The sequence below is a fragment of the Saccharothrix deserti genome (assembly GCF_009769385.1).
Lineage (GTDB): Bacteria > Actinomycetota > Actinomycetes > Mycobacteriales > Pseudonocardiaceae > Actinosynnema > Actinosynnema deserti.
Map to the genome: position 1 here is coordinate 32,221 of NZ_VKAB01000043.1, position 22,148 is coordinate 54,368.

At 70.4% G+C, this 22,148-nt stretch carries 21 protein-coding genes; 14 read left to right on the forward strand and 7 right to left on the reverse strand.

Features of this window, described 5'->3' with window-relative positions:
• Nucleotides 1-19 precede the first annotated feature (19 nt).
• The 5 genes from FM051_RS41595 to FM051_RS41615 all read left to right on the forward strand — a co-directional run bounded on the left by FM051_RS41595 (nucleotide 20) and on the right by FM051_RS41615 (nucleotide 5,122).
• Entirely contained in the window at nucleotides 20-1,081 is a 1,062-nt protein-coding gene (locus FM051_RS41595; protein ID WP_202919300.1) for a methyltransferase, read from the forward strand.
• A complete protein-coding gene (locus FM051_RS41600; RefSeq protein ID WP_238413023.1) occupies nucleotides 1,082-2,311 on the forward strand; it encodes a cytochrome P450 family protein in 1,230 nt (409 codons plus the stop codon).
• Complete coding sequence (locus FM051_RS41605; RefSeq protein WP_158852609.1) at nucleotides 2,308-3,087, forward strand: SDR family oxidoreductase; 780 nt, start codon at nucleotides 2,308-2,310, stop codon at nucleotides 3,085-3,087. Before FM051_RS41600 ends, FM051_RS41605 begins: the two co-directional genes overlap by 4 nt.
• Nucleotides 3,088-3,258: 171 nt before the next feature.
• Entirely contained in the window at nucleotides 3,259-4,182 is a 924-nt protein-coding gene (locus FM051_RS41610) for an NmrA/HSCARG family protein (RefSeq protein ID WP_158852610.1), read from the forward strand.
• 64 nt (nucleotides 4,183-4,246) lie between these two features.
• Nucleotides 4,247-5,122: an AfsR/SARP family transcriptional regulator gene (locus tag FM051_RS41615; RefSeq protein WP_238413024.1), complete on the forward strand. Its 876-nt coding sequence runs from the start codon at nucleotides 4,247-4,249 to the stop codon at nucleotides 5,120-5,122.
• A 46-nt stretch (nucleotides 5,123-5,168) separates the two neighbouring features.
• On the opposite strand, the gene FM051_RS41620 is transcribed toward FM051_RS41615, so the two are convergent.
• Complete coding sequence (locus FM051_RS41620) at nucleotides 5,169-5,909, reverse strand: AfsR/SARP family transcriptional regulator (protein WP_158852612.1); 741 nt, start codon at nucleotides 5,907-5,909, stop codon at nucleotides 5,169-5,171.
• Between the two features lie 425 nt (nucleotides 5,910-6,334).
• Between FM051_RS41620 and FM051_RS41625 the strand changes: the two genes are divergently transcribed.
• The 9 genes from FM051_RS41625 (at nucleotide 6,335) to FM051_RS41665 (ending at nucleotide 15,305) form a co-directional block, all read left to right on the forward strand.
• Nucleotides 6,335-7,126 (forward strand): aromatase/cyclase, encoded by a 792-nt coding sequence (locus FM051_RS41625; protein WP_158852613.1) that lies wholly within the window; start codon nucleotides 6,335-6,337, stop codon nucleotides 7,124-7,126.
• Nucleotides 7,123-7,872, forward strand: coding sequence for a cyclase family protein (locus FM051_RS41630; RefSeq protein WP_158852614.1), 750 nt, complete (start codon nucleotides 7,123-7,125; stop codon nucleotides 7,870-7,872). The genes FM051_RS41625 and FM051_RS41630 overlap by 4 nt, the downstream gene beginning before the upstream one ends.
• Nucleotides 7,873-7,887: 15 nt before the next feature.
• A complete protein-coding gene (locus tag FM051_RS41635; RefSeq protein WP_158852615.1) occupies nucleotides 7,888-8,280 on the forward strand; it encodes a lipocalin-like domain-containing protein in 393 nt (130 codons plus the stop codon).
• Between the two features lie 163 nt (nucleotides 8,281-8,443).
• Nucleotides 8,444-9,700 carry a beta-ketoacyl-[acyl-carrier-protein] synthase family protein gene (locus FM051_RS41640; RefSeq protein ID WP_158852616.1) on the forward strand — a complete coding sequence of 419 codons (1,257 nt, stop codon included), beginning with the start codon at nucleotides 8,444-8,446 and terminating at the stop codon, nucleotides 9,698-9,700.
• Entirely contained in the window at nucleotides 9,697-10,926 is a 1,230-nt protein-coding gene (locus tag FM051_RS41645) for a beta-ketoacyl synthase N-terminal-like domain-containing protein (RefSeq protein ID WP_202919301.1), read from the forward strand. The genes FM051_RS41640 and FM051_RS41645 overlap by 4 nt, the downstream gene beginning before the upstream one ends.
• On the forward strand, nucleotides 10,923-11,180 hold the full coding sequence (locus FM051_RS41650; RefSeq protein WP_158852617.1) for an acyl carrier protein: 258 nt from the start codon (nucleotides 10,923-10,925) through the stop codon (nucleotides 11,178-11,180). Before FM051_RS41645 ends, FM051_RS41650 begins: the two co-directional genes overlap by 4 nt.
• Nucleotides 11,181-11,281: 101 nt before the next feature.
• Nucleotides 11,282-11,935: a hypothetical protein gene (locus tag FM051_RS41655; protein WP_202919302.1), complete on the forward strand. Its 654-nt coding sequence runs from the start codon at nucleotides 11,282-11,284 to the stop codon at nucleotides 11,933-11,935.
• Between the two features lie 144 nt (nucleotides 11,936-12,079).
• Nucleotides 12,080-13,495 carry an NAD(P)/FAD-dependent oxidoreductase gene (locus FM051_RS41660; RefSeq protein ID WP_158852618.1) on the forward strand — a complete coding sequence of 472 codons (1,416 nt, stop codon included), beginning with the start codon at nucleotides 12,080-12,082 and terminating at the stop codon, nucleotides 13,493-13,495.
• 217 nt (nucleotides 13,496-13,712) lie between these two features.
• Complete coding sequence (locus FM051_RS41665; RefSeq protein WP_158852619.1) at nucleotides 13,713-15,305, forward strand: acyl-CoA carboxylase subunit beta; 1,593 nt, start codon at nucleotides 13,713-13,715, stop codon at nucleotides 15,303-15,305.
• A gap of 64 nt (nucleotides 15,306-15,369) precedes the next feature.
• Here FM051_RS41665 and FM051_RS41670 read toward each other — a convergent pair whose 3' ends face one another.
• From FM051_RS41670 to FM051_RS41695, 6 genes are all read right to left on the reverse strand, one after another.
• Nucleotides 15,370-16,560 (reverse strand): IS701 family transposase, encoded by a 1,191-nt coding sequence (locus tag FM051_RS41670; protein WP_158852620.1) that lies wholly within the window; start codon nucleotides 16,558-16,560, stop codon nucleotides 15,370-15,372.
• Nucleotides 16,561-16,618: 58 nt separating this feature from the next.
• Complete coding sequence (locus tag FM051_RS41675) at nucleotides 16,619-16,927, reverse strand: STAS domain-containing protein (RefSeq protein ID WP_158852621.1); 309 nt, start codon at nucleotides 16,925-16,927, stop codon at nucleotides 16,619-16,621.
• Nucleotides 16,924-19,002, reverse strand: coding sequence for a glycogen debranching protein (locus FM051_RS41680; RefSeq protein WP_158852622.1), 2,079 nt, complete (start codon nucleotides 19,000-19,002; stop codon nucleotides 16,924-16,926). The genes FM051_RS41675 and FM051_RS41680 overlap by 4 nt, the downstream gene beginning before the upstream one ends.
• Complete coding sequence (locus FM051_RS41685) at nucleotides 18,999-20,828, reverse strand: AGE family epimerase/isomerase (RefSeq protein ID WP_158852623.1); 1,830 nt, start codon at nucleotides 20,826-20,828, stop codon at nucleotides 18,999-19,001. The genes FM051_RS41680 and FM051_RS41685 overlap by 4 nt, the downstream gene beginning before the upstream one ends.
• The gene (locus FM051_RS41690; RefSeq protein ID WP_238413025.1) at nucleotides 20,825-21,427 is read right to left on the reverse strand and encodes a DJ-1/PfpI family protein; all 603 of its coding nucleotides are present in this window, start codon (nucleotides 21,425-21,427) and stop codon (nucleotides 20,825-20,827) included. Before FM051_RS41690 ends, FM051_RS41685 begins: the two co-directional genes overlap by 4 nt.
• Nucleotides 21,428-21,629: 202 nt before the next feature.
• On the reverse strand, nucleotides 21,630-22,145 hold the full coding sequence (locus FM051_RS41695) for a hypothetical protein (RefSeq protein WP_158852625.1): 516 nt from the start codon (nucleotides 22,143-22,145) through the stop codon (nucleotides 21,630-21,632).
• Nucleotides 22,146-22,148: the final 3 nt, after the last annotated feature.

A 22,148-nucleotide genomic window follows, 5' to 3' on the forward strand; every position in this document is an offset into this window, starting at 1 on the left:
TATCTAGGAGGAGAAAGACGTGACTGGGGAACAGGCGAGCACGCAGGCGAGCCCGGCCGAGGAGCTCCACTCGATTCTGCTGGCGCACTACCGCTTTCAGTCCCTGAGCGCGGGGTTCGAGTCCGGGCTGTTCGAGGCGTTGGCCGAGAAGCCGGGAATGACGAAGGCGGAGATCGGGCAGAAGCTGGGGTTGGCGGAACAGCCGACCCGTATTCTGATGCTCTGCGTCACCGCGTTCGGTCTGGTGCGCAAGGACGGCGACGGGTATGAGAACACCGCGGTGGTGGAACCGCTCACCGGGGGCAAGGACCCGGTCGCCGCCGCGTTGGTGCCTTACCACCAGCACATCACCTACAAGACCATGGGCTGGTTCTGGGAGTCGTTGAAGGCCGACACCAACGTCGGCCTCAAGAAGGTGTTCGGCGAGGAGTCGACCACCCTCTACGAGCGGATCGCCGTCGACCCGGTGTTGGAGTCCGCGTTCCACAACGCGATGGGCGCGTTCAGCGCGACGTCGTCCACCGAGCTGGTCAAGACCCTGGACCTCTCGTCCTACACGCACATGCTCGACATCGGCGGCGGCCGGGCGATCAACGCCACGAACATCGCGCGCCGCTGGCCGCACCTGCAGATCACCATCATCGACCTGCCCTCGGTGGCGAAGACCGCGAACGAGCGCCTCGCCGCGGCCGGGCTCGACGACCGGGTGCGGGCCGTCGGCCTCGACGCGTTCAGCGACGAGTTCCCCACCGGCGCCGACTGCGTGCTGTTCTCGCACTTCCTGGAGATCTGGTCGGCGGAGGGGATCCGCAAGCTGCTGCAGAAGGCGTCCAGGGCGGTCGGTGACGGCGCCGGGATCTTCATCGTCACGCCGTTCCAGGACGATGACGAGACCGGACCGGCGCACGCGGCCGAGCTCTCCGCCTACTTCCACGCCGTCGCCTCCGGTGAGGGCATGGTCTACACGCCGCGGGAGTACGAGGAGTGGATGTCCGAGGCGGGTTTCACGCCGACCGGCCGCACCCCTGTCGGTGAGCTGATCAACCACATCGCGATTTCCGGTGTCAAGGGCGGTGCGTGAGTGGAGACCGATACCGCGCCCATCCCGCTCGACATGACCGGCGCGGACATCCACGCCGAGGCGGCCCGGCTCCGGGCGCACGGCCCGGTGACGCCGGTGCTGTTGCCGGGGGACGTGCGGGCCTGGTCGATCACCGGCTACGCCGAGATCAAGAAGGCGCTGACCGATCCCCGGGTGTCCAAGGACCCGCGCAAGCACTGGCCCGCCTTCGCCAACGGCGAGCTCAGCCGGGACTGGCCGTTGATCGACTGGCTGGGCGACAACATGACCACCGCGCACGGCGCCGACCACGCCCGGCTGCGCAAGCTGGTCGCCAAGGCGTTCACGGCGCGCCGGGTGGCGGAGATGCGCCCGAGGGTCGAGCGGATCACCAACGCGCTGCTGGACGACCTGGCGGCGACACCGCGCGGCGCGGTGGTGGACCTGAAGGCCGGGTACGGCACGCCGTTGCCGGCACGGGTGATCTGCGAGCTGTTCGGTGTGCCGGAAGAGGACCAGGACGCGGTGCTGCGCGGCGGTGAGGCGAACACCGACACGCGGCTCACCGCGGAGCAGGCCAGGCGGAACATCGAGCAGTGGCAGCGGGCGATCGGCGCGTTGGTCGAGACCAAGCGCCGGACGCCGGGCGACGACCTGACCAGCGCGCTGGTCGGGGCGCAGGAGGACGGCTCCTCGCTGACCGACTCGGAGCTGCTCGGCACCCTCAACCTGATCCTCAGCGCCGGCTCCGGGACCGTGACCAACCTGCTCTGCGGCGTCATGGTCGCCCTGCTCACCCATCCCGAGCAGTACGAGCTGGTGCGCACCGGACAGCGGACCTGGCGGGACGTGGTCGACGAGGTGCTGCGGGTGGAGTCGCCCATCGCGCAGCTGCCGTTCCGGTTCGCGATCGAGGACATCGAGCTGGGCGGCGTGGTCATCCCCCGCGGCGAGCCCATCCTGATCGGCTACGCGGCCGCCGGGCGGGACCCGGACCTGCACGGCGCGGACGCCGGGCGGTTCGACCTCACCAGGGCGAACAAGGAGCACCTGTCGTTCGGGCACGGCGCGCACTTCTGCGTCGGCGCGCCGTTGGCGCAGCTGGAGGCGAGCATCGCGTTGCCGGCGCTGTTCGAGCGGTTCCCGGACATGCGGCTGGCCGTCGACGTGGCCGAGTTGGAGCCACGCGGGTCGTTCATCATGAACGCCTACGCGGCCCTGCCCGTCCACCTGAACGGGGTCTCCTCGTGACGTCGTTGGCCGGCAAGGTGGCGTTGGTGACCGGTGCCTCGCGGGGCATCGGTCAGGCCATCGCCACCCGGCTGGCCGCGGACGGCGCGCTGGTCGCGGTGCACTACGGCAGCAACGAGCAGGCGGCGAAGGAGACGGTCACGGCGATCGAGGGCGCCGGCGGCAAGGCGTTCACCGTGCGCGCCGAGCTCGGTGTCGACGGCGACGTGGACACGCTGATCACCGGGTTGACCGAGGGCCTGACCGGGCACACCGGCACGGCGGAGTTCGACATCCTGGTCAACAACGCCGCGATCGTCGGCTTCAGCCCGCTCGACGCGCTGACCGAGGACGAGTTCGACCGGACCTTCGCGATCAACACCAAGGCGCCGCTGTTCCTGATCAAGCGGGCGTTGCCGTTGCTGCGGGACGGCGGGCGGATCATCAACATCTCGACGCTGGCCACCAGGACGGCCCCGCCCGCGGTCGGCTACGTGATGAGCAAGGGCGCCATCGACGTGATGAGCCGGACCCTGGCGGTAGAACTGGGCGGCCGGGGTATCACGGTGAACGCGGTGGCGCCCGGCGTGATCCTCACCGACGTGTTCGCCGCGTTGCGCGACAACCCGGACGCCCAGGCCGCGGTGGCCGGTGCGGCCGCGCTCGGCCGGCTGGGCCGACCGGACGACATCGCGGACGCGGTCGCGTTCCTCGCCTCCGAGGACGCACGGTGGATCACCGGACAGGTCATCGACGTCACCGGTGGCCTTTCCCTTCGGCCGCGCACCTTCGGTTAAGTCTGTTCGACATTCATTATCCGATAATTCATCAAGCGGCTTGACAACTGATCGAGGGCTAGTAGTGTCAAGTCGGTTGACGACTTTGTGATTCCGAGACCGGCTGCCCCTCGACGACGAGTCGGCGATCGCCAACGACTACTGCGACACACGTGATGAGGAGCAGGGTTCATGCCACTCCCGGATGAGAATCGTCTCGTGCTGGTCGGTGGGGCGACCGGCAACCAGGGCTCGGTCGTCGCGCGTGAACTGTTAGCGAACGGGTTCGGCGTGCGCGCGCTCACCAGGGACCCGGGCAAGCAGGCCGCGCGCGAACTCGCCGCGCTCGGCGCGGAGGTCGTGGTCGGTGACTACGACGACCCCACGTCACTGCGCAAAGCCGCGGACGGCGTGTACGGGGTCTTCTCCGTGCACAACTTCATGTCCGGCGTCGACGTCGAGATCCGGCATGGCAAGGCGCTCGCCGAGGCGGCGAAGGAAGTGGATGTCGCTCATTTCGTCTACAGCTCCGCCGCCTCGGCGAACCTGGAAACAGGAATCGCCTTCCACGACAGCAAGTACGAGATCGAAAAGCACATCCAGGCACTCGGGTTGCCCTGGACCGTGCTCCGCCCGGTGTTCTTGATGAAGAACTGGCACGAGCTGACCGGCCCCGTTCTCTCCGGCGTCCTGCCCTGGCCGCTCGATCCGGAGAAGCCCCTGCAGCAGGTCGCGATCGAGGACATCGCCGCGTTCACCGTGCTGGCGTTCCAGGACCCGGACCGCTGGCTCGGCCAGGCCGTCGACCTCGCGGGTGACGAGCTGACCCTGCCGCAGGTGGCGGACACGCTCGGTCGGGTCACCGGCCGTCCGGTGCGCTACGTCCAGGTTTCCTGGGAGGACTTCTTCAAGGTGATGGCCGGCGCGACCGGCCTGGACATCGACGAGAACTTCGTCCGCCTGTTCCGCTGGTTCAACGACGTCGGCTACGAGGCCGATATCCCCGCGTTGCGCGCGGCACATCCGCGGTTGCTCGACCTGGAAAGCTTCCTGCGTTTCGACGGCTGGGGGGAGAAGGAGGAGGCGGGCGCGGGGACGTCGCACTCGCACGGTTAGTTGTCAAGGGTAGCTCTGGGGGCGCTCTTCAATGGCGAATTCGTCATCCGGAATGCACGTGTCCATGGCTCGGAATGTGCATGTACGGAGGGGTGAATTGGATATTCAGGTTCTTGGGCCGCTGTGGATTTCCTGCGCAGGCACGGGGGTGGTGCCCACCGCACGGAAACCACGACAGATTCTCGCTCTGCTCGTGCTCAACTACTCACGGGTCGTGCCCGTGGCCACGTTGATAGACGAACTGTGGGACGGGCACGCGCCGAAAACGGCGCCGGCGGCCGTGCAGAGCTATGTATTCCAACTGCGCAAGAAGCTCGCCGAGGTCACCGGTCGGAGCATGGACACGGTCGGCAGCGAGATGTTGCGCACGGGGCAGAACGGCTATGAGTTCGTCGCCGAACCGACCCGGTTCGACCTGCGGACCTTTCACCGGCTGGAACGTGCGGGCGTAGCGGCAATGGCCCGCGGCGACCTGGTCACGGCTGTTCAGGATTTCCGCGAGGCGCTGTCGTTGTGGCGCGGTCCGGCGCTGGCCGACGTCGAACCGGGGCCGGGCATCCGTGCCGAGGTGGCCGGGATCGAGCAGTCGAGGGCGACGATGCTGGACCACCGCATCGAGCTGGAGCTGCGGCTGGGATTGCACCGCGAGATCCTCGGTGAGCTCTCGGTCCTGGTGTCGCACAACAGGTTCCACGAGGACCTGCACGCGCAGTTCATCATCGCGCTGTACCGCTCCGGCTACCGCGCCCGTGCGCTGGAGGCGTTCCACCGGCTGCGCAAGGACATGGTGAGCGAGTTCGGCCTGGAGCCGTCTCCCAAGCTGCACCAGTACTACCAGGCGGTGCTCACCTCGGACCCGGCGCTGGACGAGATGCCGGTGCTGCCGCTGCCCAGGGCGGCGGAGCTGCCGGTGCTGCCCGCCGCGGCGGGATGCTTCTAGGCTTCTAGGCACGACTCGCGGGACGCGGGACCTCGCGGGGCACCGCCTAGCCGCCTGTGCCGGCCATCCACGGCGCCGTGTCGGCGACGTGGATGGCGTGCCGGAGCCCGGCGATCCGGGCGGACGGCGCCTTGCCGAGCTCGTCGAGCATGTTCTGCCGCAGCTCGTCGAACACCTTGAGGGCTCGCGTCCGGTACCCCGAACGGTACAGGGCGATCATGAATTGGGCGTGCAGCCGCTCGTGGTGGGGATGCCGGACGACGAGCCTGGCCAGTTCGCTCAAGATCTCGCGATGTCGGCCCATGTCCAGCTGCGTGCCGAAGAAGTGGGTCAGCGTGTCCAACCTGGACTCGTCCAGCTCGGCCACCGCGGCGCGAAGGAGCCTGCCGTGCTCGACGTTCAGCAACGCGGGCCCGCGCCACAGGCCGAGCGCCTCGCTGAGCACCCGGCTCGCGCCGAGGTCGTCACCGGTGTGCAGCAGCGTCTGTGCCTTGGTGCGCAGGCGGTGGAACTCGGGCAGGTCGAAGGAGGCCTTGCCGAGGTTGATCCGGTAGCCGCCGTCACGGGTCTGCAGCAGGTCCCGCGCGATCACGCTGGCCGTGACACCCAGTTGTCTGGCGAACTCCTTGCGCAGGTAGAAAACGTGGGTTTGCAGCGTGGTCATGGCGCGTTGCGGGGGCGTGTCGTCCCATAACTCGGTGATCAGCGAGCCCGTCGACACCCGGTGCGGCTCATTGAGCAGCAACAAAGCCAGCAGTTGTCGCGGCTTCCCGGCGGTGTGGATCAACTCTTCGCCGTTTTCCTGGATCGACAGAGAGCCTAGTACGCGAAAATCCATTTCCCCCCCCGAGGCATTGGATCGGACAGTACCAACCCTACTGGCGGTCGCGCCAGGGCAACCAGATCGGTGGGTTCGGGCTCAAGAACTCCTAACACCGTGATCTTGGAATAGTGGTGGTGGCGACACTGTTGATCTTGGTGTGGGAAGGTTCGGCCGGTTCCGCGGATCGTCCTGTTCGCAGGCGCTTGGGCGACCGTGAGGACTGCATGTCACAGGAACCGTGGCGCGGGTCGGCTCCATCGTTTCGTTAGGAGCCCTTAAGGAGGTTTTGAGCAGACGTTCTTAGCGTGGACCCGGACATCGGTTGCCGGTCGGATGGAGAGGGAATCGCCTTGATAGTCCACACCCTGATTTATCGCTTTGCGGACTCGGTGGCCGAGCAGGATCGCGAGCAGTTCTTCACGGAACTGCGCGACGCGGCGCTGAAGTCGGGGTTGATCAAGGATTTCGGTTACGGCGCGCATTATCTGCTGCCCGTGGACGAGCACTCGAAGGGCATGACCGGGAACGCGATCGCCCAGTTCGCCTGTGAGGACCTGCCGACCCTGCGGAAGTTCTCCGAGCTGCCCCTCGTGCACGACCTCCTCGCCCGTTGGCGGTCGAAGATCGACTACGAGGCCGCGTACGCCAACCACGACGTGCTGCTGACCAGCACCACCGGAGGGAACCCGATGCACCACACCGAGCACACCGTCACCGTGGACGCGCCGGTCGAGGTGGTCTGGCCGGTGCTCGTCGACGTCGAGGGCTACGCGCGCATCTTCCCGCCCACCGAGAAGGTGACGATCCTGGAGGAGTCGCCGGAGCACCAGATCGCCCGGCTCGTCGTCGACGTCAACGGTGTGATCCAGTCCTGGGTGTCCCGCCGCGACATCGACGTCAACCGCCGGGTCATCGCCTACCGGCAGCTGGAGAACGCGCCGATGATGGGCTACATGGGCGGCGAGTGGCGCGCCCTGCCGCTCGGCGACGACAAGACGCAGCTGGTGCTCACGCACGACTTCAAGCCGCGCGAGCCGGTCGACGGGAAGGTCGCCGGCAAGTACACCTACGAAGAGGCCGACGAGATGATCAAGGCCGCGGTGGAGCGCAACAGCGTGGCGGACCTCGGTGCGGTGAAGATCGAGGCGGAGCGCCTCGCGGCCGAGGGACAGGCGGCGTGAGGCGCCTCATCGACCTGAGCGTCGTCCTGCGTGACACGCCGAGCGAGGCGACCCCGGTGAAGATCGACGTGCTCGGTCACCGGGAGGGCGCCACCGTGCTCGGCCTGTCGCCGGAGGACTTCCCGGGCGGGATGGCCATCTCCAACGAGACGATCACGCTGACCACGCACACCGGCACGCACATGGACGCGCCGCTGCACTACGGGCCCCTCAGCGGTGGGGTACCGGCGAAGAGCATCGACCAGGTGCCGATCGAGTGGTGCTACGGCCCCGGCGTCCGGCTGGACGTCCGGCACGTGCCGGCGGGTGACGGCATCACGGTGGCCCACCTGACCGACGCCCTCGCCGCGATCGGCCACGAGCTCGCCGCCGGGGACATCGTCATGCTGTGGACCGGCGCGGACGCGCGGTGGGGCGGTGCCGACTACCTCACCGACTTCCCCGGCCTCACCGGCGAGGGCACCCAGTTCCTGGTGGAGCACGGCGTCCGGGTCATCGGAATCGACGCGTGGGGCCTCGACCGGCCGATGCGGACGATGATCGAAGAATACAAGCGGACCGGCGACAAATCCGTGTTGTGGCCCGCCCACATCTACGGGCGCACCCGCGAATACCTCCAGCTGGAAAAACTGGCCAACCTCGGCACGCTGCCGGCGCCGACCGGTTTCACCGTGTCCTGTTTCCCGGTGCCGGTCGGCGGCGCGGGCGCCGGTTGGACCCGCGTCGTGGCAATTCTCGACGAATGAGCGCGCGGGTTCGACATGTCCGGGACTGACCTCGTCGGGGTGTGGCGGCTGGTGTCGTTCCACGACGTCGACGACACGGGCCGGACGAGTACCGGCCCGTTGGGCGAGGACCCGTCCGGCCTGTTGATCTACACCGAGGACGGCCACGTCTCGGTGAGCATGATGCGCGCCGAACCCGGCCCGACGCCCGGCTTCATGGGCTACGCCGGGCGCTGGCGCAGGGAAGGTGACCAGGTCGTACACCGGATCGAGGTCACGCCGAGACCGGACTGGGTCGGCACGGAACAGGTCCGTGCCGCCGAGTTCGCCGGCGACCGGCTGACCCTGCACGCCGAGACCGCGGTGCACGGCCGCCGCCAACGACGCGTCCTCGTCTGGCGCCGGGCGCAGGCGAACTCGGCGACGTGACGCGCGAGCCCGGCGATGTGGGGCGCGGACACGCCGGCCCGGCGTGTCCGCCGCTCACGTCGTCGTGCCCGCACACGGCGTCGACGAGTTGTCGGGGGTGAATGCTTCGATTGCTCTACCGGTGCTTTAGCGGACATTGACATCCCCTATTTAAGGTCGTTGTATGACCCGCAGAGTCGTGATTACCGGAATTGGTGTCCGGGCCCCGAGCGGACTCGGCACGAAGGCCTTTTGGGAACTGATCGCGGCCGGCTCGACGGCCACTCGGCGCATCTCCTTGTTCGACCCGTCCGGGTTCCGGTCGCAGGTCGCCGGGGAATGCGACTTCGACCCGGACTTCGAGGGGCTCTCCCCGCGCCAGCAGCGCCGGATGGACCGGGCCACGCAGTTCAGCGTGGTGTGCGCCAGGGACGCGGTCGAGGACAGCGGGCTCGACCTGAGCCAACTCGACCCCGCACGCGTCGGTGTCACCGTGGGCAGCGCGGTCGGCGCGGCGACCAGCCTGGAGCGCGAGTACCTGGTGCTCTCCGACAGCGGGCGGCACTGGGTGATGAGCGAGGACCACCTGTCCCCGCACATGTTCGACTACCTGGTGCCCAGCGCCATGCCCAGGGAGGTCGCCTGGGAGGTCGGCGCCGAGGGCCCGGTCACCATGGTCTCCACCGGGTGCACGTCCGGGATCGACGCCGTCGGCTACGCGGTCGACCTGGTTCGCTCCGGGACCGTGTCCGCGATGATCGCCGGCGCGTCGGACACCCCGATCTCGCCCATCGTGGCCGCCTGCTTCGACGCGATCAAGGCGACCACCCCGCGGCTGGACGAGCCGGAACGCGCCTCCCGGCCGTTCGACGCCAGCCGCAACGGGTTCGTGCTCGCCGAGGGCGCCGCGATGTTCGTCGTCGAGGACTACGAGCACGCCCGCCGGCGCGGCGCCGAGATCTACGCGGAGGTCTCCGGGTACGCGACCAGGTGCAACGCCTACCACATGACCGGGCTGCGCCCGGACGGCGTGGAGATGGCGGAGGCGATCGACGTCGCGCTCGCCCAGGCGGAGGTGCGACCGGACCAGATCGACTACGTCAACGCGCACGGCTCCGGCACCAAGCAGAACGACCGGCACGAGACGGCCGCGTTCAAACGCAGCCTCGGCGAGCACGCCTACCGGGTCCCGGTGAGCTCGATCAAGTCGATGGTCGGCCACTCACTCGGCGCGATCGGCTCGATCGAGATCGCCGCGAGCGCCCTCGCGATCACCCACGGCGTGGTGCCGCCCACCGCGAACCTGCACGAGCCGGACCCCGAGTGCGATCTGGACTACGTGCCGCTCGAAGCCCGCGAAGCACGGCTGGACAACGTGCTCACCGTCGGCAGCGGGTTCGGCGGCTTCCAGAGCGCGATGGTCCTGCGGGCGGTGTCGTGAACGAGTCGGCTCAGGTCGTGGGCATGGGCGTGGCGGCGCCGAGCGGGCTTTCCGTCGAGGACTACTGGGCGGCGGTGCTCGCCGGCCGGACCAGCATCGGCCCCGTCACCGGCTTCGACGCCTCGGGTTACGCGGTGCGGCTGGCCGGGCAGATCGGTGACTTCGACGCCGCGGCGCACCTGCCGAAGCGGTTGCTGCCGCAGACCGACCGGGTGACCAGGCTGGCGCTGGCGACCGCGGCGTCCGCGCTGGCGGGCGCGGACATCGAGGGTGCCGAGATGGACAGCTTCGACCAGGGCGTGGTGCTCGCCAACGCCCAAGGCGGCTCGGAGTTCACCCACCGCGAGTTCCGCAAGCTGTGGACCAAGGGCCCGGCAGAGGTCAGCGTGTACGAGTCGTTCGCCTGGTTCTACGCGGTGAACACCGGCCAGATCTCCATCAGGCACGGGATGCGCGGGCCCTGCGGTGCGCTGGTCGGCGAGCAGGCAGGCGGGCTGGACGCGATCAGCCTCGCCCGACGCCGGATCATCGAGGGCACCCGGCTGATGGTGACGGGCGGGTTCGACTCGGCATTCGACCCGTGGGGGTTCCTCTCCCAGAACTCCCACGGACGACTCAGCCAGGCCACCGACCCCCGACACGCCTACCGCCCGTTCGACCGCGCGGTCGACGGTTACGTGGCCGGCGAGGGCGGCGCGGTCCTCGTGCTGGAGGCCGGGTCCTCGGCCCGGCGCCGCAACGCGCCGAGCTACGGCGAGATCGCCGGCTACGCGGCCACCTTCGACCCCCGACCGGACTCCGGCCGCCCACCGACGCTGCGCCGGGCCATCGAGCTCGCCATGGCCGACGCGGGGGTGTCCACAGTGGACGTCGTGTTCGCCGACTCGGCCGGTGTGCCCGAGCTGGACCGGATCGAGGCGGCGGCGATCGGGGACGTGTTCGGCCATCGGGGTGTTCCGGTGACCGCGCCGAAGGCGGGCTTCGGCCGGCTCGGCGCGGGTGGCGGTCCGGTGGACGTGCTGACCGCGCTGCTGTCCATGCGCGACTCGGTGATCCCGCCGACCCCGCACACCACGGACGTGCCGGAGGACTACGGGCTGGACCTGGTCCTCGACGCACCCCGGGAACGCCGGGTGGACACCGCACTGGTGCTCGCCCGCGGTTACGGCGGCTTCAACTCCGCGCTCGTCGTACGAAAGAACGCCGAGGAAGGACAGGACGGATGAGCAAGCTGACCATCGAGGAACTCTTCCAGGCGCTGATCGAGTCGGCGGGTGACAGCGAGACCGACATCACGCCCGCGGACAGCCTGGACGTCCCGTTCGCGGACATCGGCTACGACTCGTTGGCCCTGATGGAGACGGCCGCGAAGATCGCCCAGCGCACCGGCGTCAAAATCGACGACGAGCAGCTCGTCGACGCCGAGACGCCACGGCAGTTGCTGGACCTGCTCAACCGGGCCATGGCGGGACAGGCGTGACGACGCGATCCGCGCTCCCAACGGGTCGGTGACGCCATCCGCGCCGTGTTTCGGCGAACGTGCCGACTGCTACGCCCCATCGAGTGACGGAGGTGCGTGCCGTGACCATGTCGTCGACCGCCGGCGGTCCGCGGTTCTGCGTGCTGCTCGGGCCGGACTACGCCGGCAAGTCGTCGGTGCTCGCCGAGCTCGCCGGCGAGGTGTCGCCGTGGCACTTCGTGTCGGTCGACGCCGCGTGGCTGGCCCCCGAGCATCGCCTGCTCGCCGACCTGCGGCGGCACCTCGTCCACGAGGTGCTGCCGCGGGTCGGTAACGCCTACTCCGACGAATTCGTCGCCGGCCTGTTGCAGCTGGCCGTGCTGCACCTGCGCGACCGGGTGCTCGCCGCCGGTGACACGCCGGTGCTCGTCGACTCGTACTACTACAAGATCCTCGCCAAGTGCCGCCTCGCCGGTGTGCACGGGAACCCCATGTTCGCCTGGTGGCGTTCCTTCCCGCAGCCGACACGGGTGATCTACCTGGACATCGCGCCGGAGACCGGCTGGCGGCGGTGCGGAGCCGGCGCCGAGGTCAACCCGCTCGAGTTCTACGGCGACCGGCCCGACTGGCCGCGGTTCGAGGCGTACCAGACCGATCTGCGCAAGGTGATGCTCGACGAGACCGCCCACCTCCCGGTGACGTTCGTCGCCGAGCAGGACAGCGTCGCGCGGACCGCCGCCCTGGTCAGGGAGGCGCTGGCCGATGAGCTCCGCTGACCGCCTGTCGGCCTGCCGCGCGCAGGCGGCCGACCGGCTGTTCCGGCGGGACGAGGAGAGCACGGGAGGACGGGCATGACCACGCTTGACGCGCTCAAGGCGTTCTTCGTCCACGGCCGGCGCACCGGCGACTGAGGAGCCGTGATGTCGAACGTCGTCGTCGCCGGTGGCGGCATCGCCGGGCTCGCCGCCGCGCTCGCCCTCGCCGGCCACGGCCGCCGGGTGGTGGTGCTGGAGCGCGGCGCGGCGCCGCCGGACGGTCCGCCCGGGTCGGCCGGGCAGTCCTGGCCGCGACCGACCGTGCCGAGTTGGCCGCACGCGCACACCTTGACCTCCCTCGGCGTCTCCGTCCTGCTCGACCGTGCGCCGGAGGTGCTCGCCGCGGCGCTGGACGCCGGAGCGGTCGTGGTCGACCTGACGCGCGCGAAGCCGCCGGAGCCGTCCGGTGTCGAGCCGGGCGACGCCGAGCTGCTCGCCCTCGCGTGCCGCCGCCCGACTCTGGAGACGGTGCTGTACCGCATCGTGCGCGACTTGCCGGACGTCGAGATCCGACACGGCGTGCGGGTCGACGGGCTGGTGCTCGACACCGGTCGCGACCGGGTCACCGGCGTCGTCACCGACGGGGGCGAGCGGATCGCCGCCGGCCTCGTGCTGGACGCCACCGGGAGGCGGGCCCTCGGCCGGTCCTGGCTCGCCAAGCACGGGATCACGGTGCGACCCGACCTGACCAGCCCGTCCAACATGCGGATCTTCTCCCGCTTCTACCGCCGGCTCGGGCAGCCCTCGACGCTGAACCGGGGCCACGCCGCCGGCGTGCTCGGCGACCACTACGCCGGCGTGCTGCACCCCGGCGACAGCGACACCTTCTCGATCTCGCTCGGGATCCTGCCCGAGGACCGGACCATGCGCGTGCTGCGTGATCCCGCCGCGTTCACGGCCGTCGCGCTGGCCACGCCCGGTGTCGCCGAGTGGCTCGCGCCGGGGATGTCCACACCGATCACCGGTGTGCGGGCGATCAACTGCGCGCCCAACGCCGTGCGCACACTCGCCGTCGCACCGCCGGTGGCCGGGCTGGTCCCGGTCGGCGACGCTGCCGCGATCACCAACCCGCTCTACGGTCGAGGCGTCTCGCTGGCCTTCGCGCACGCGTTCCGGCTCGGTGACCTGCTCACGGTCGAGGGCGTGGGCAGCCCGGTGCAGCGCGACGCGACGAGCAGGCTCGCGGCCGAGCTGGTGCTGCCGTGGTTCCGGCTGGCCCGCGCGGATGACGCGGAGCGGGTCGCGCACTGGCGTGCCGCCGTGCACGGCTGGGCGCCGCCGCCGCGCCCGCGGGAACTCACCATGCGCACGATCGCCCGCGTCGCCGACCGTGACGCGGTCGTCTGGCGCGGCCTGCTGCGAGTCCTCATGGGACTGTCGCAGCCGGACACGGTGCTGGGCGACGCGGCGCTCGCGGACCGGGTGCGCGGGCTGCTCGCCGACCACGTGCCACGAGGGCGGGCGCCCAGCCGCACCGACCTGCTCGCGGCGGTGGCCCGCGAGACGAGGCAGGCGTCGTGACCCGTGTCGACTCCTACCGGCTCGCTCCCGGACCGCTCGCCCGGCACGGGCGCGGTCCGGGACCCGAACTGCTCACGGAGGTGTTCACATGACGCTGACGCAAGAGGATCTCCGACACCAGGTGGCACAGCGTTCTGGCAGGGAGGAAGGCTGAGATGGCAGGCTACTGCGAGATCCGGCACGCGGTCGGATCCCGGTGCGTGACGGCGGCCGCACCATGAGCATCGCCGACACCCCGCTCGACGCGGGGCAACCACTGCGCCGCCCGGTCCAGCTGGCGCGGGAGCGGGCCGGCCGCCTGCGCCTGCGGATTGCCGAAGGGCACTCCGACGCGGTCGCCCGGCAGCACGCGCTCGGCAAGCTCACCGCGCGCGAGCGGCTCGACCTGCTGCTGGACGCCGGCTCGTTCACCGAGATCGACATGTACCGCAAGCACCAGGTGCGGGGCATGAAGATGGCCGAGAACGCGCCGCACACCGATGGCGTGGTGACCGGGTCGGGCACCATCGAGGGCCGCCGGGTGTTCGTCTACGCGCAGGACTTCACCATCTTCGGCGGCTCGCTCGGCGCCGCGCACGCCGCGAAGATCCACAAGGTGCTCGACCTCGCGATCGCCGCCGGCGCGCCCGTCATCGCGCTCAACGACAGCGGGGGAGCGCGCATCCAGGAGGGCGTGATGGCGCTCGACGGCTACGGCGGCATCTTCCGCAGGCAGGTCGAGGCGTCCGGGGTGATCCCGCAGATCAGCGTGGTCCTCGGGCCGTGCGCCGGCGGCGCCGCCTACTCACCCGCCCTCGCCGACTTCACGTTCATGGTGCGCGACATCGCGCAGATGTACCTGACCGGCCCGGACGTGGTCGCGGCGGTGACCGGCGAGCACGTCAGCCACGCCGAACTCGGCGGCGCCGACGTGCACGGGGGCCGGTCGGGGGTGGCCACCTTCGTGTACGACGACGAGGAGAGCTGCCTGGCCGACATCCGCTACCTGGTCTCCCTGCTGCCCGCCAACAACCTGGAACCGGCCCCGGCGCTCCCGGCCCGCGGCGCCGCGTTCGACCGGCGGCCTGCCCTGACCGAGATCGTCCCGACCGAGCCGAACCAGCCGTACGACATGCGTTCGGTGATCGCGGAGCTGCTGGACGACGGTGACTTCCTCGAAGTGCACGAGCTGTGGGCGCAGAACGTGGTGTGCGTGCTCGGTCGGATCGACGGTGAGGTGGTCGGCGTCGTCGGCAACCAGCCGATGGTGCTCGCCGGTGTGCTGGACATCGAGGCGTCGCAGAAGGCGGCCAGGTTCGTCCGGTTCTGCGACGCCTTCAACATCCCGCTGGTGACGCTCGTCGACGTGCCCGGCTTCCTGCCCGGCACCGGCCAGGAGTACGCGGGTGTCATCCGGCACGGCGCGAAGTTGCTGTACGCCTACTGCGAGGCGACCGTGCCGCGGATCCAGGTGATCGTGCGCAAGGCGTACGGCGGGGCGTACATCGTGATGGACTCCCGGTCGGTCGGCACCGACCTGTCCCTCGCCTGGCCGGCGAACGAGATCGCGGTGATGGGCGCCGAGGGGGCGGTGAACGTGTTGTTCCGCAAGGAACTCGCGGCGTCGACGAGCCCGGGGGACCTGCGGACCGAGTTGATCAAGCAGTACACCGAGGAGCTGATGCACCCCCACTACGCGGCCGAGCGCGGCCTGGTGGACGACGTGATCGACCCGGCGGACACCCGGATCGCGGTGGCCAAGGGCCTGGACATGCTGCGCACCAAGCGCAAGGACCCCCCGCGGCGCAAGCACGGCAACGCGCCGCTCTGAACGAGGACGAGGGCAGCCCGCCGCCGGCTGCGGCGGGCTGCCCGGATCGGTGTCGGTGTCGGTGTTACGAAGTGGCGTTCTCCGACGGCAGGTAGTCGGTCGCCGTGCCGGCCCCGGTCAGCAGGGCGTACGCGTGGGCCACCGACACCATCGTCATGTGGTGGTGCCAGCCCTGGTAGCTGCGGCCCTCGAAGTCGTGCAGGCCGTAGGGGTCCTGGGCCGCGTTCGCGTCCGCCCGGTCCTTCCGGGTGATCAGGTCGAACAGGTCCGGGACCGGCCGGTCCACCATGTTGGTGATCCAGTATCTCGTTGGTGCCGTGCTGCTCAGCGGGCGCTCGGCCACCAGCCTCACCGGTGAGCCCTTGCGCCTGTCCGTGTCGACCAGCCGCGCCGACGCCGCGCGGACCTGGACGCGGCCCGCGCCGTGTCCGGTCAGCTGCGGCCAGACGCGGTGGGACGACGGGTGGTCCCGCCATCCCCGCAGGATCTCCGACGGGCTCAGCGCCCGGCGCTTGATCCCCTGGTCAGCCTGCCTGGTTGCCATCACCGCACGCAGGTGCGGCTCGGCCAAGATGCGTTCGTCCCCTTTGACGCCGATCACGTACCCCAGTCCGCGATCGGTCAAGTCGTCGAGCAGACCCAGCGTGTCCGGCAGGTCGGTGGCGTCGAACACCACCGGCGCGGCCGGCACCCGCAACGCGGTCAACTCGTCGAGCATCCCCAGCATGTGCTCGCGCTCGCAGATCAGGCCCTCGTTCTCCGGGATCCGCGTGCGGCGACGACGCTCCACGTCGTCGGTCCACCGCCTCGACAGCAGGATCCGCCAGTTGACCGGGACCGCGGTCTCCTCGACGTCCAGTTGCAGGCTCAACCCCAGTTGACAGTTGACCAGACGTCCCGCGTCACGCACGAACCGGCGCTCGACCCCCACCGAGTGGTCGCCGCGCTTGTGGATGACCGCGTACCCGATCAACCAAGCCCGCACCGGCAACCGCTCCGCGAGGTACAGCGCCAGCGCGTCGCGCACCGGCTGCCAGTCCCACGGGCTCTGGTTGACGAACTGCTGCAGTGACTGGACGGCCGAACCGCCGCCCGCCAGCTCGGCGATCTTGCTGATGGACTTGCGCCCGGTCGCGTTGACCAGGCCGGAGAGGTAGATCTCGGCCCAACGCCGCTGGTCCGCGCGCGGCATGGACTGGAACATCCGGTGCGCGAATGCTCGCGCACCGCCACTTATGTGTGTCAGCAACTCCACCAGGATCTCCCCCAAGTGTCGTGTCTTGGCCCCGTGCGCAATAGCGCTCGGGCGTTGCCTAACCAGCCAGCGTCGCGGTACCGCCCAACCCGCCCAGGGTCAGCGCCGCCATCACCGACGGCCGGGCGCCGACGACGACGACCTCGGCGCCCGCCGGCAGCCGCTGCTGGGCGTAGACAAGGGCGCGGACGGCGCCCGGCGTCATGTCGGTGACCTCGCGCATCTCGATCACCAGGCGGCGCACCTGCCGGCCGCCGAGTTCGTCGAGCAGGTCCCGCAGACGGGGCAGCGCCGCGTCGTCCACTTCGCCTGCCAGGTGGATGGTGGTGGATCGTCCGTTGGACCCCGAGTAGACCGACGTGCTCATCTCGACCCCTCCTCATGGAACGGTGTGTGCGCCCAGAGCACGGCCACGGACCGCGCGGGTAGGCGCAGGACGTGGCCGTCGCGCAGCGTCGTTGCGGCGTCGAGCGGCTGGGCGGATCCGGTGTTGGCGAAGACACGCCACGTGCTGTCGGCGGGCGGCTGGGGGAGCGCCACTTCTGTGTCCTCGGCACCGGTGTTCGCGGCCACGACCACAGTATCCAAACGATCCGACAATCGATCCCCCTTCGGATTCGGATCGTGCATCATGGCGATCACCAGGTGCGAATCCACCGACCAGTCGGGTTGCCAAGGACGCTCACCATGCCAACTGACCGGCGGGTAACCTCCGTCCCCTGTGGATTCGCCGTGCGGGTGGTCGGCACGCCGCAGCACCGGGTGCTCCCGCCGGAACCGGATGCAGGCCCGGGTGAACTCGACCAGGTCCCGGTTGCGGTCCACGAGCGACCAGTCCAACCAGGTCATCGGGCCGTCGTGCGGGTAGGCGTTGTTGTTGCCGTCCTGCGACCGTCCGAACTCGTCACCGGCCAGCAGCATCGGCACGCCCCGGCTGGTGAGCAGCAGCAACAGCGCGTTGCGCACCTGGCGGGCCCGCACCGCCAGCACGTCCGGGTCGTCGGTCGGCCCCTCGGCGCCGCCGTTCCAGCTGGTGTTGTGGTTCTCGCCGTCGCGGCCGTCCTCGCCGTTGAGGTGGTTGTGCTTGTGGTCGTAGGACGCCCAGTCGGCGAGCGTGAACCCGTCGTGGCAGGTCACGAAGTTGACCGACGCCGTGGCGCCGCGCCCGCTGTAGAGGTCGGGCGATCCGACGAGCCGGGTGGCCACGTCACCGGTGGTGCTCTCCCGACCCACGAGGAACGCCCGCAGCGCGTCGCGGTAGCGCCCGTTCCACTCCATCCACCGGCCGTAGTGCGGGAACGCTCCCACCTGGTAAAGGCCACCCGCGTCCCACGCCTCGGCGATCAGCCTGGTCCCCGCCAGCACGGGGTCCGCGGCCAGCGCCGCCACGAGCGGCGGGTCCGCCAGGGGCGCACCGTCCCGCCCGCGGGTGAGCACCGAGGCGAGGTCGAAGCGGAATCCGTCCACGTGGTACTCGTGCACCCAGTGCCGCAGGCTCCGCACGACCCAGTCCCGCACGAGCGGGTGGTTGGCGTTGAGGGTGTTGCCGGCGCCGCTGAAATTCCGGTGGCGCCCGGACTCGTCGAGGAGGTAATAGGACGACTCGTCCAGGCCCCGCAGCGACAGCGTCGGTCCGCGGTGGTCCCCTTCGGACGTGTGGTTGAACACCACGTCCAGGATCACCTCGATGCCCGCCGCGTGCAGCTGCTTGACCAGCTCCTTCAGCTCCAGGTCGGGTCGGTCGCCGTGCGCGTAGCCCGCCTTGGGCGCGAACACGCCGACCGGGCTGTACCCCCACGTGTTGAGCAGCGGCACCCCCGTCTCCGGGTGCACGTGCACGTTGTCGGTCTCGTCGAACTCGAAGACCGGCATCAGCTCCACGCAGTTCACGCCGAGCCACCGCAGGTACGGGATCTTCTCGGCCAACCCCGCGAACGTCCCGGGTGAGACCACCCCGGACGTGTCCGACCGAGTGAAACCCCGCACGTGCAGCTCGTACACCACCAGGTCTTCCGCGGCCAGCCGCGGCGGTCGGTCGTCGCCCCAGTCGAAGCCCGGGGTGGCGATCCGCGACCGGTAGGACGGCCGCTGCCCCCACTCGCCCGCGCCGGCCAGCAGCCGGGCGTCCGGGTCGAGCAGGACGGGCCCGCGTTCCCCGTCGCGCTCGACCCGGAACCCGTAGTCCGCGTCGGCCGCGTCCAAGCCGGTGACGTGCACCGCGAACACCTCGCCGACCCGGTACTCCGACGGGAACTCCAGCTCCGTGAGGACGGCGCCGTCCCCGCGGTCCATCAGCACCAGCCACATGCGGTCCGCCCGCGCCGCGGCGACCGCGAAGTTCACGCCGTCCCGCGTCGGGGTCGCCCCGAACGGGGTGGGGCTGCCGGGGTCGAGCCGGAGCCCGCCCAGGCGGCCCGTCGCCGCGCTCGTCGTCACGGTCACCGTTCGTCCTCCGCGACCGGCCGCAGGCGCACTTGGACGGTCCGCCGCGTCGTGCCCTCGGGCAGCTTCACGGTCATCTTCTCCGCGTCGAAGTCCCGGTACGGGCTGCCGTCCACGAGCACCTGGTCCAGGACCACGCGCCCGCGCGGCAGCGCGTCCGGCGCCACCCGCAGCAGACCACCGGGGAACGCCGCGTCCGGGTCCGGCGAGAACCACAGGTCCAGTGGTTCGCCGTGCCACAGCAGTCTGTTGTAGACGGTCGCGAGGTAGCACAGCTCCGCGGAGTGGTACATGCTCATCGAGTGGTTGCCCTTGAGGCGTTCCAGACCCGCCAGGTACGGCGCACCGGCGGCCTGCACGGAGAAGTACACCCCGCCGTCGTCGTGGTCGAGGAAGAACGCGTTGTAGAACGCCTCCGCCTCGGCCGCGTGCTTGAGGTACTCCGCGTCGCCGGTGGAGCCGGCCAGGACCAGGTACGCCAGGATCGCCTGCTCCTGCTGCCACCACGCCTTGCGGTCGTGCCACACGAACGCGTGCCGCCCGTCGCGGGCCTGCCGCTCCAGCACGTCGTACCAGCCGCCGCGGCGCGGGTCGCGACCCACACCGGGCATGGTGGCGGCCAGCCGCGCGGCCGTGCGCGTGTACTCGTTCTTGGGGCGCAACGCGTTCATCCGCGTGAGGTTCCACGCGATCTTCAGGTTGTGCCCCACCACCGCGCGGTCCTGCTGCCAGCCCCACGTCTTGTCCGGCGTCCAGTCCGCGTGGAACCGCTCGCGCACGAACGGGCTCGCGTCCGGCCCCCGGTCGGGGAAGTGGGTCACGATCATGTCGAACGTGTGCTCCAGCATCCGCAGGTAGCGCTGCTCGCCGGTGGCCAGGTACAGGTTGAACAGGTACGCCGGGGCGTGGTCGCCGACGGAGTTCCAGTTCTTCCGGGACCTGTTGCGCCCCAACGACTCCGCGTGCGGGCTCAGCGTCAGCGGGTCCACGTGCGAGAAGTAGCCGCCGGTGCGCGGGTCGGCGTAGTGCCGCTCGAACAGCCGGATCGTCGCCTCGATGTCGTCGCGCAGCCACGGCGTGCCGGTGAGCCGGTAGGTCTGCACCAGGCCGCTGAGCGCGTAGATCTGCTCGTAGGCCGGGATGGTCAGCTCGTCGTCGCTGAACTCCGAGGCGAACAGCTTGCGCAGCCGCCCGCCGTCGACCTCCAGGCCGTGGTACCAGTACACGATCCGGCCGACATCGGTCTCGTCGACGAAGCGCAGGTTGTCCCGCAGGTACTCCGAGCCGCGCTCGGCGACCTCCAGGTGCGCCTCGTCGCCGGTCAGCATGTACGAGGTCGCCATGCCGTAGACCAGGCGGGAGATCGTGTCGGTCTCCTGCACGTGCGAGTCGGTCTTGTCGCCGCCCAGCCGCAGCACCGTGCGGTAGTCGGCGAAGTCCACCGGGCCCGAGCCGAACTGCGCCCGGCGGTAGAACTTCGCCAGCGACCGGATCTGGTCGACCCACCAGTCGGGGCGGTCGAACACCGGGCCGCCCGCGCCGTCGGCGACCAGCCACATCCGTTCCGCCTGCTGGCGGCGCGGGCCGGGGTACACCGGGCCGAAGCTGAACACCATCGCGCCCGGCGTCAGCAGCTCGTCCAGCCTGCCGTTGACGTCCTGGTAGGGCTCGCCGAGGTTGCGCACCAGCTGGGCCGAGGTCTCCGACGTCCGGTGCACGACCTCGCGGTCGCCGCCGAACGTGGCCAGCACCAACCGGTCGCCCGAGGACTCGACGACGTACCCGCCGTACAGGTCGGAGTAGGTGCGTTCGGGTGCCGTCGTCACGCCGCCACCAGCCTGGCGGACAACTGCTCGATGACGGTCCGGGCCAGCAGGTGGCAGTGCTCCACCGTGCGCGTGCTGATCAGGTCGCGGTCCACCGCCACGTCGGTGTCGGAGTACACCGCGCCCATGTTGCGCACGTCGCTGACCAGGTTGTTGTGGCAGGTGACGGTGCGCCCGGCCATGACCTCCGGCGCGGCCGACATCAGCCACAGGCCGTGGCAGGAGAACGCCTTCAGCAGCCGGGGGATGCGGAACGCCCGGCGCATCACCTGCACCGCGGGCGCCACGCCGCCGGGCCGTTCGCTGTAGCGCAGCCGGTCGGACACCATGCCCGACGGCACGATCAGCGCGTGCAGGCTGTTCAGCTCGTGGTAGTCCAACGCCTCCAGGTCGCCGTCCACCTTGATCTCGCCGCCGAGCTCGCGGCCGGTGAACGTCAGCGACTCGTTGCCCCACAGCCGCGTGTAGAGCTTCACCTCGGCGCCCGCCTCGGCGAACCGCAGGCGGTAGTAGGCGATCTCCGCCTCCACGAAGTCGCTCTCCATGAGGATGCCGATGCGCAGCCCGGCGAGCGGCCCGGGAAGGACGGGAGAGTTCATGTCCATTGTCGTCTCCATCTGGGTGGTCCGAAGTGGACTGCCGCCTCGTCGCGGCACGGGGGTGGGGGGGGGGGGGGGGGCCCGGCCGGCGGGGGGGGGGGGGGGGGGGGGGGGGGGGCCCGCCCGCCACCGCGTGGCCCACCGGGCGCAACGCGGAAGTGCCGCGGCGCCGCCGGTGGTGGGGAGGTGGATCAGTTCGCGATCAGCTCGCGACGAGCTCGGCGCGGACGCGCTCCGCGACGTCCGCGTCGGCGACCGGGTCCGAGCCCGGGAGTGGCTGCGCGGTCCGCGTCACGAGCGTGCGGATGCGCGGGGCGCCGTCCTGGCGCACGACCAGCCACTGCTCGGTGAGCAGGCAGCCGGTCCAGCGGCTGCGCGGGGCCGGCCGCTGCCAGCGCCGGGACTCCCACATCAGCGTCACGGTCACCTCGGCGTGCAACGGGGACACCAGGTCCACGTCCACCGAGATCAGGTCCCGCCGCTGGTCGAAGCGCGAGTCGTTCAGCTCCCGGTACCACCGGGCGAACTGCTCGGCGTCGCGCACCGTCGCGCCGGGCAGCCGGAGCAGCAGGCCCGAGCGCACCAGTTTCGTGCGCAGGTGCGCCACGTCGGCGTGCCGTTCCAGCGCACCGTGCCAGTCCCGCACCAGCGCCACGACCTCGGCCCGGTCCAGCCGGCCGCGACCGGTGAGGTCGGTCGGCGCCTGCGTGGATGTCATGAC

What these genes read in the sequence shown, in the direction of transcription:
- FM051_RS41610 (WP_158852610.1), top strand. Translation starts at nt 3,259, where the DNA reads ATGCCACTCCCGGATGAGAATCGTCTCGTGCTGGTCGGTGGGGCGACC.
- FM051_RS41615 (WP_238413024.1), top strand. Translation starts at nt 4,247, where the DNA reads ATGGCTCGGAATGTGCATGTACGGAGGGGTGAATTGGATATTCAGGTT.
- FM051_RS41635 (WP_158852615.1), top strand. Translation starts at nt 7,888, where the DNA reads ATGTCCGGGACTGACCTCGTCGGGGTGTGGCGGCTGGTGTCGTTCCAC.
- FM051_RS41640 (WP_158852616.1), top strand. Translation starts at nt 8,444, where the DNA reads ATGACCCGCAGAGTCGTGATTACCGGAATTGGTGTCCGGGCCCCGAGC.
- FM051_RS41650 (WP_158852617.1), top strand. Translation starts at nt 10,923, where the DNA reads ATGAGCAAGCTGACCATCGAGGAACTCTTCCAGGCGCTGATCGAGTCG.
- FM051_RS41660 (WP_158852618.1), top strand. Translation starts at nt 12,080, where the DNA reads ATGTCGAACGTCGTCGTCGCCGGTGGCGGCATCGCCGGGCTCGCCGCC.
- FM051_RS41665 (WP_158852619.1), top strand. Translation starts at nt 13,713, where the DNA reads ATGAGCATCGCCGACACCCCGCTCGACGCGGGGCAACCACTGCGCCGC.
- FM051_RS41675 (WP_158852621.1), bottom strand. Translation starts at nt 16,927, where the DNA reads ATGAGCACGTCGGTCTACTCGGGGTCCAACGGACGATCCACCACCATC.
- FM051_RS41690 (WP_238413025.1), bottom strand. Translation starts at nt 21,427, where the DNA reads ATGAACTCTCCCGTCCTTCCCGGGCCGCTCGCCGGGCTGCGCATCGGC.
- FM051_RS41695 (WP_158852625.1), bottom strand. Translation starts at nt 22,145, where the DNA reads ATGACATCCACGCAGGCGCCGACCGACCTCACCGGTCGCGGCCGGCTG.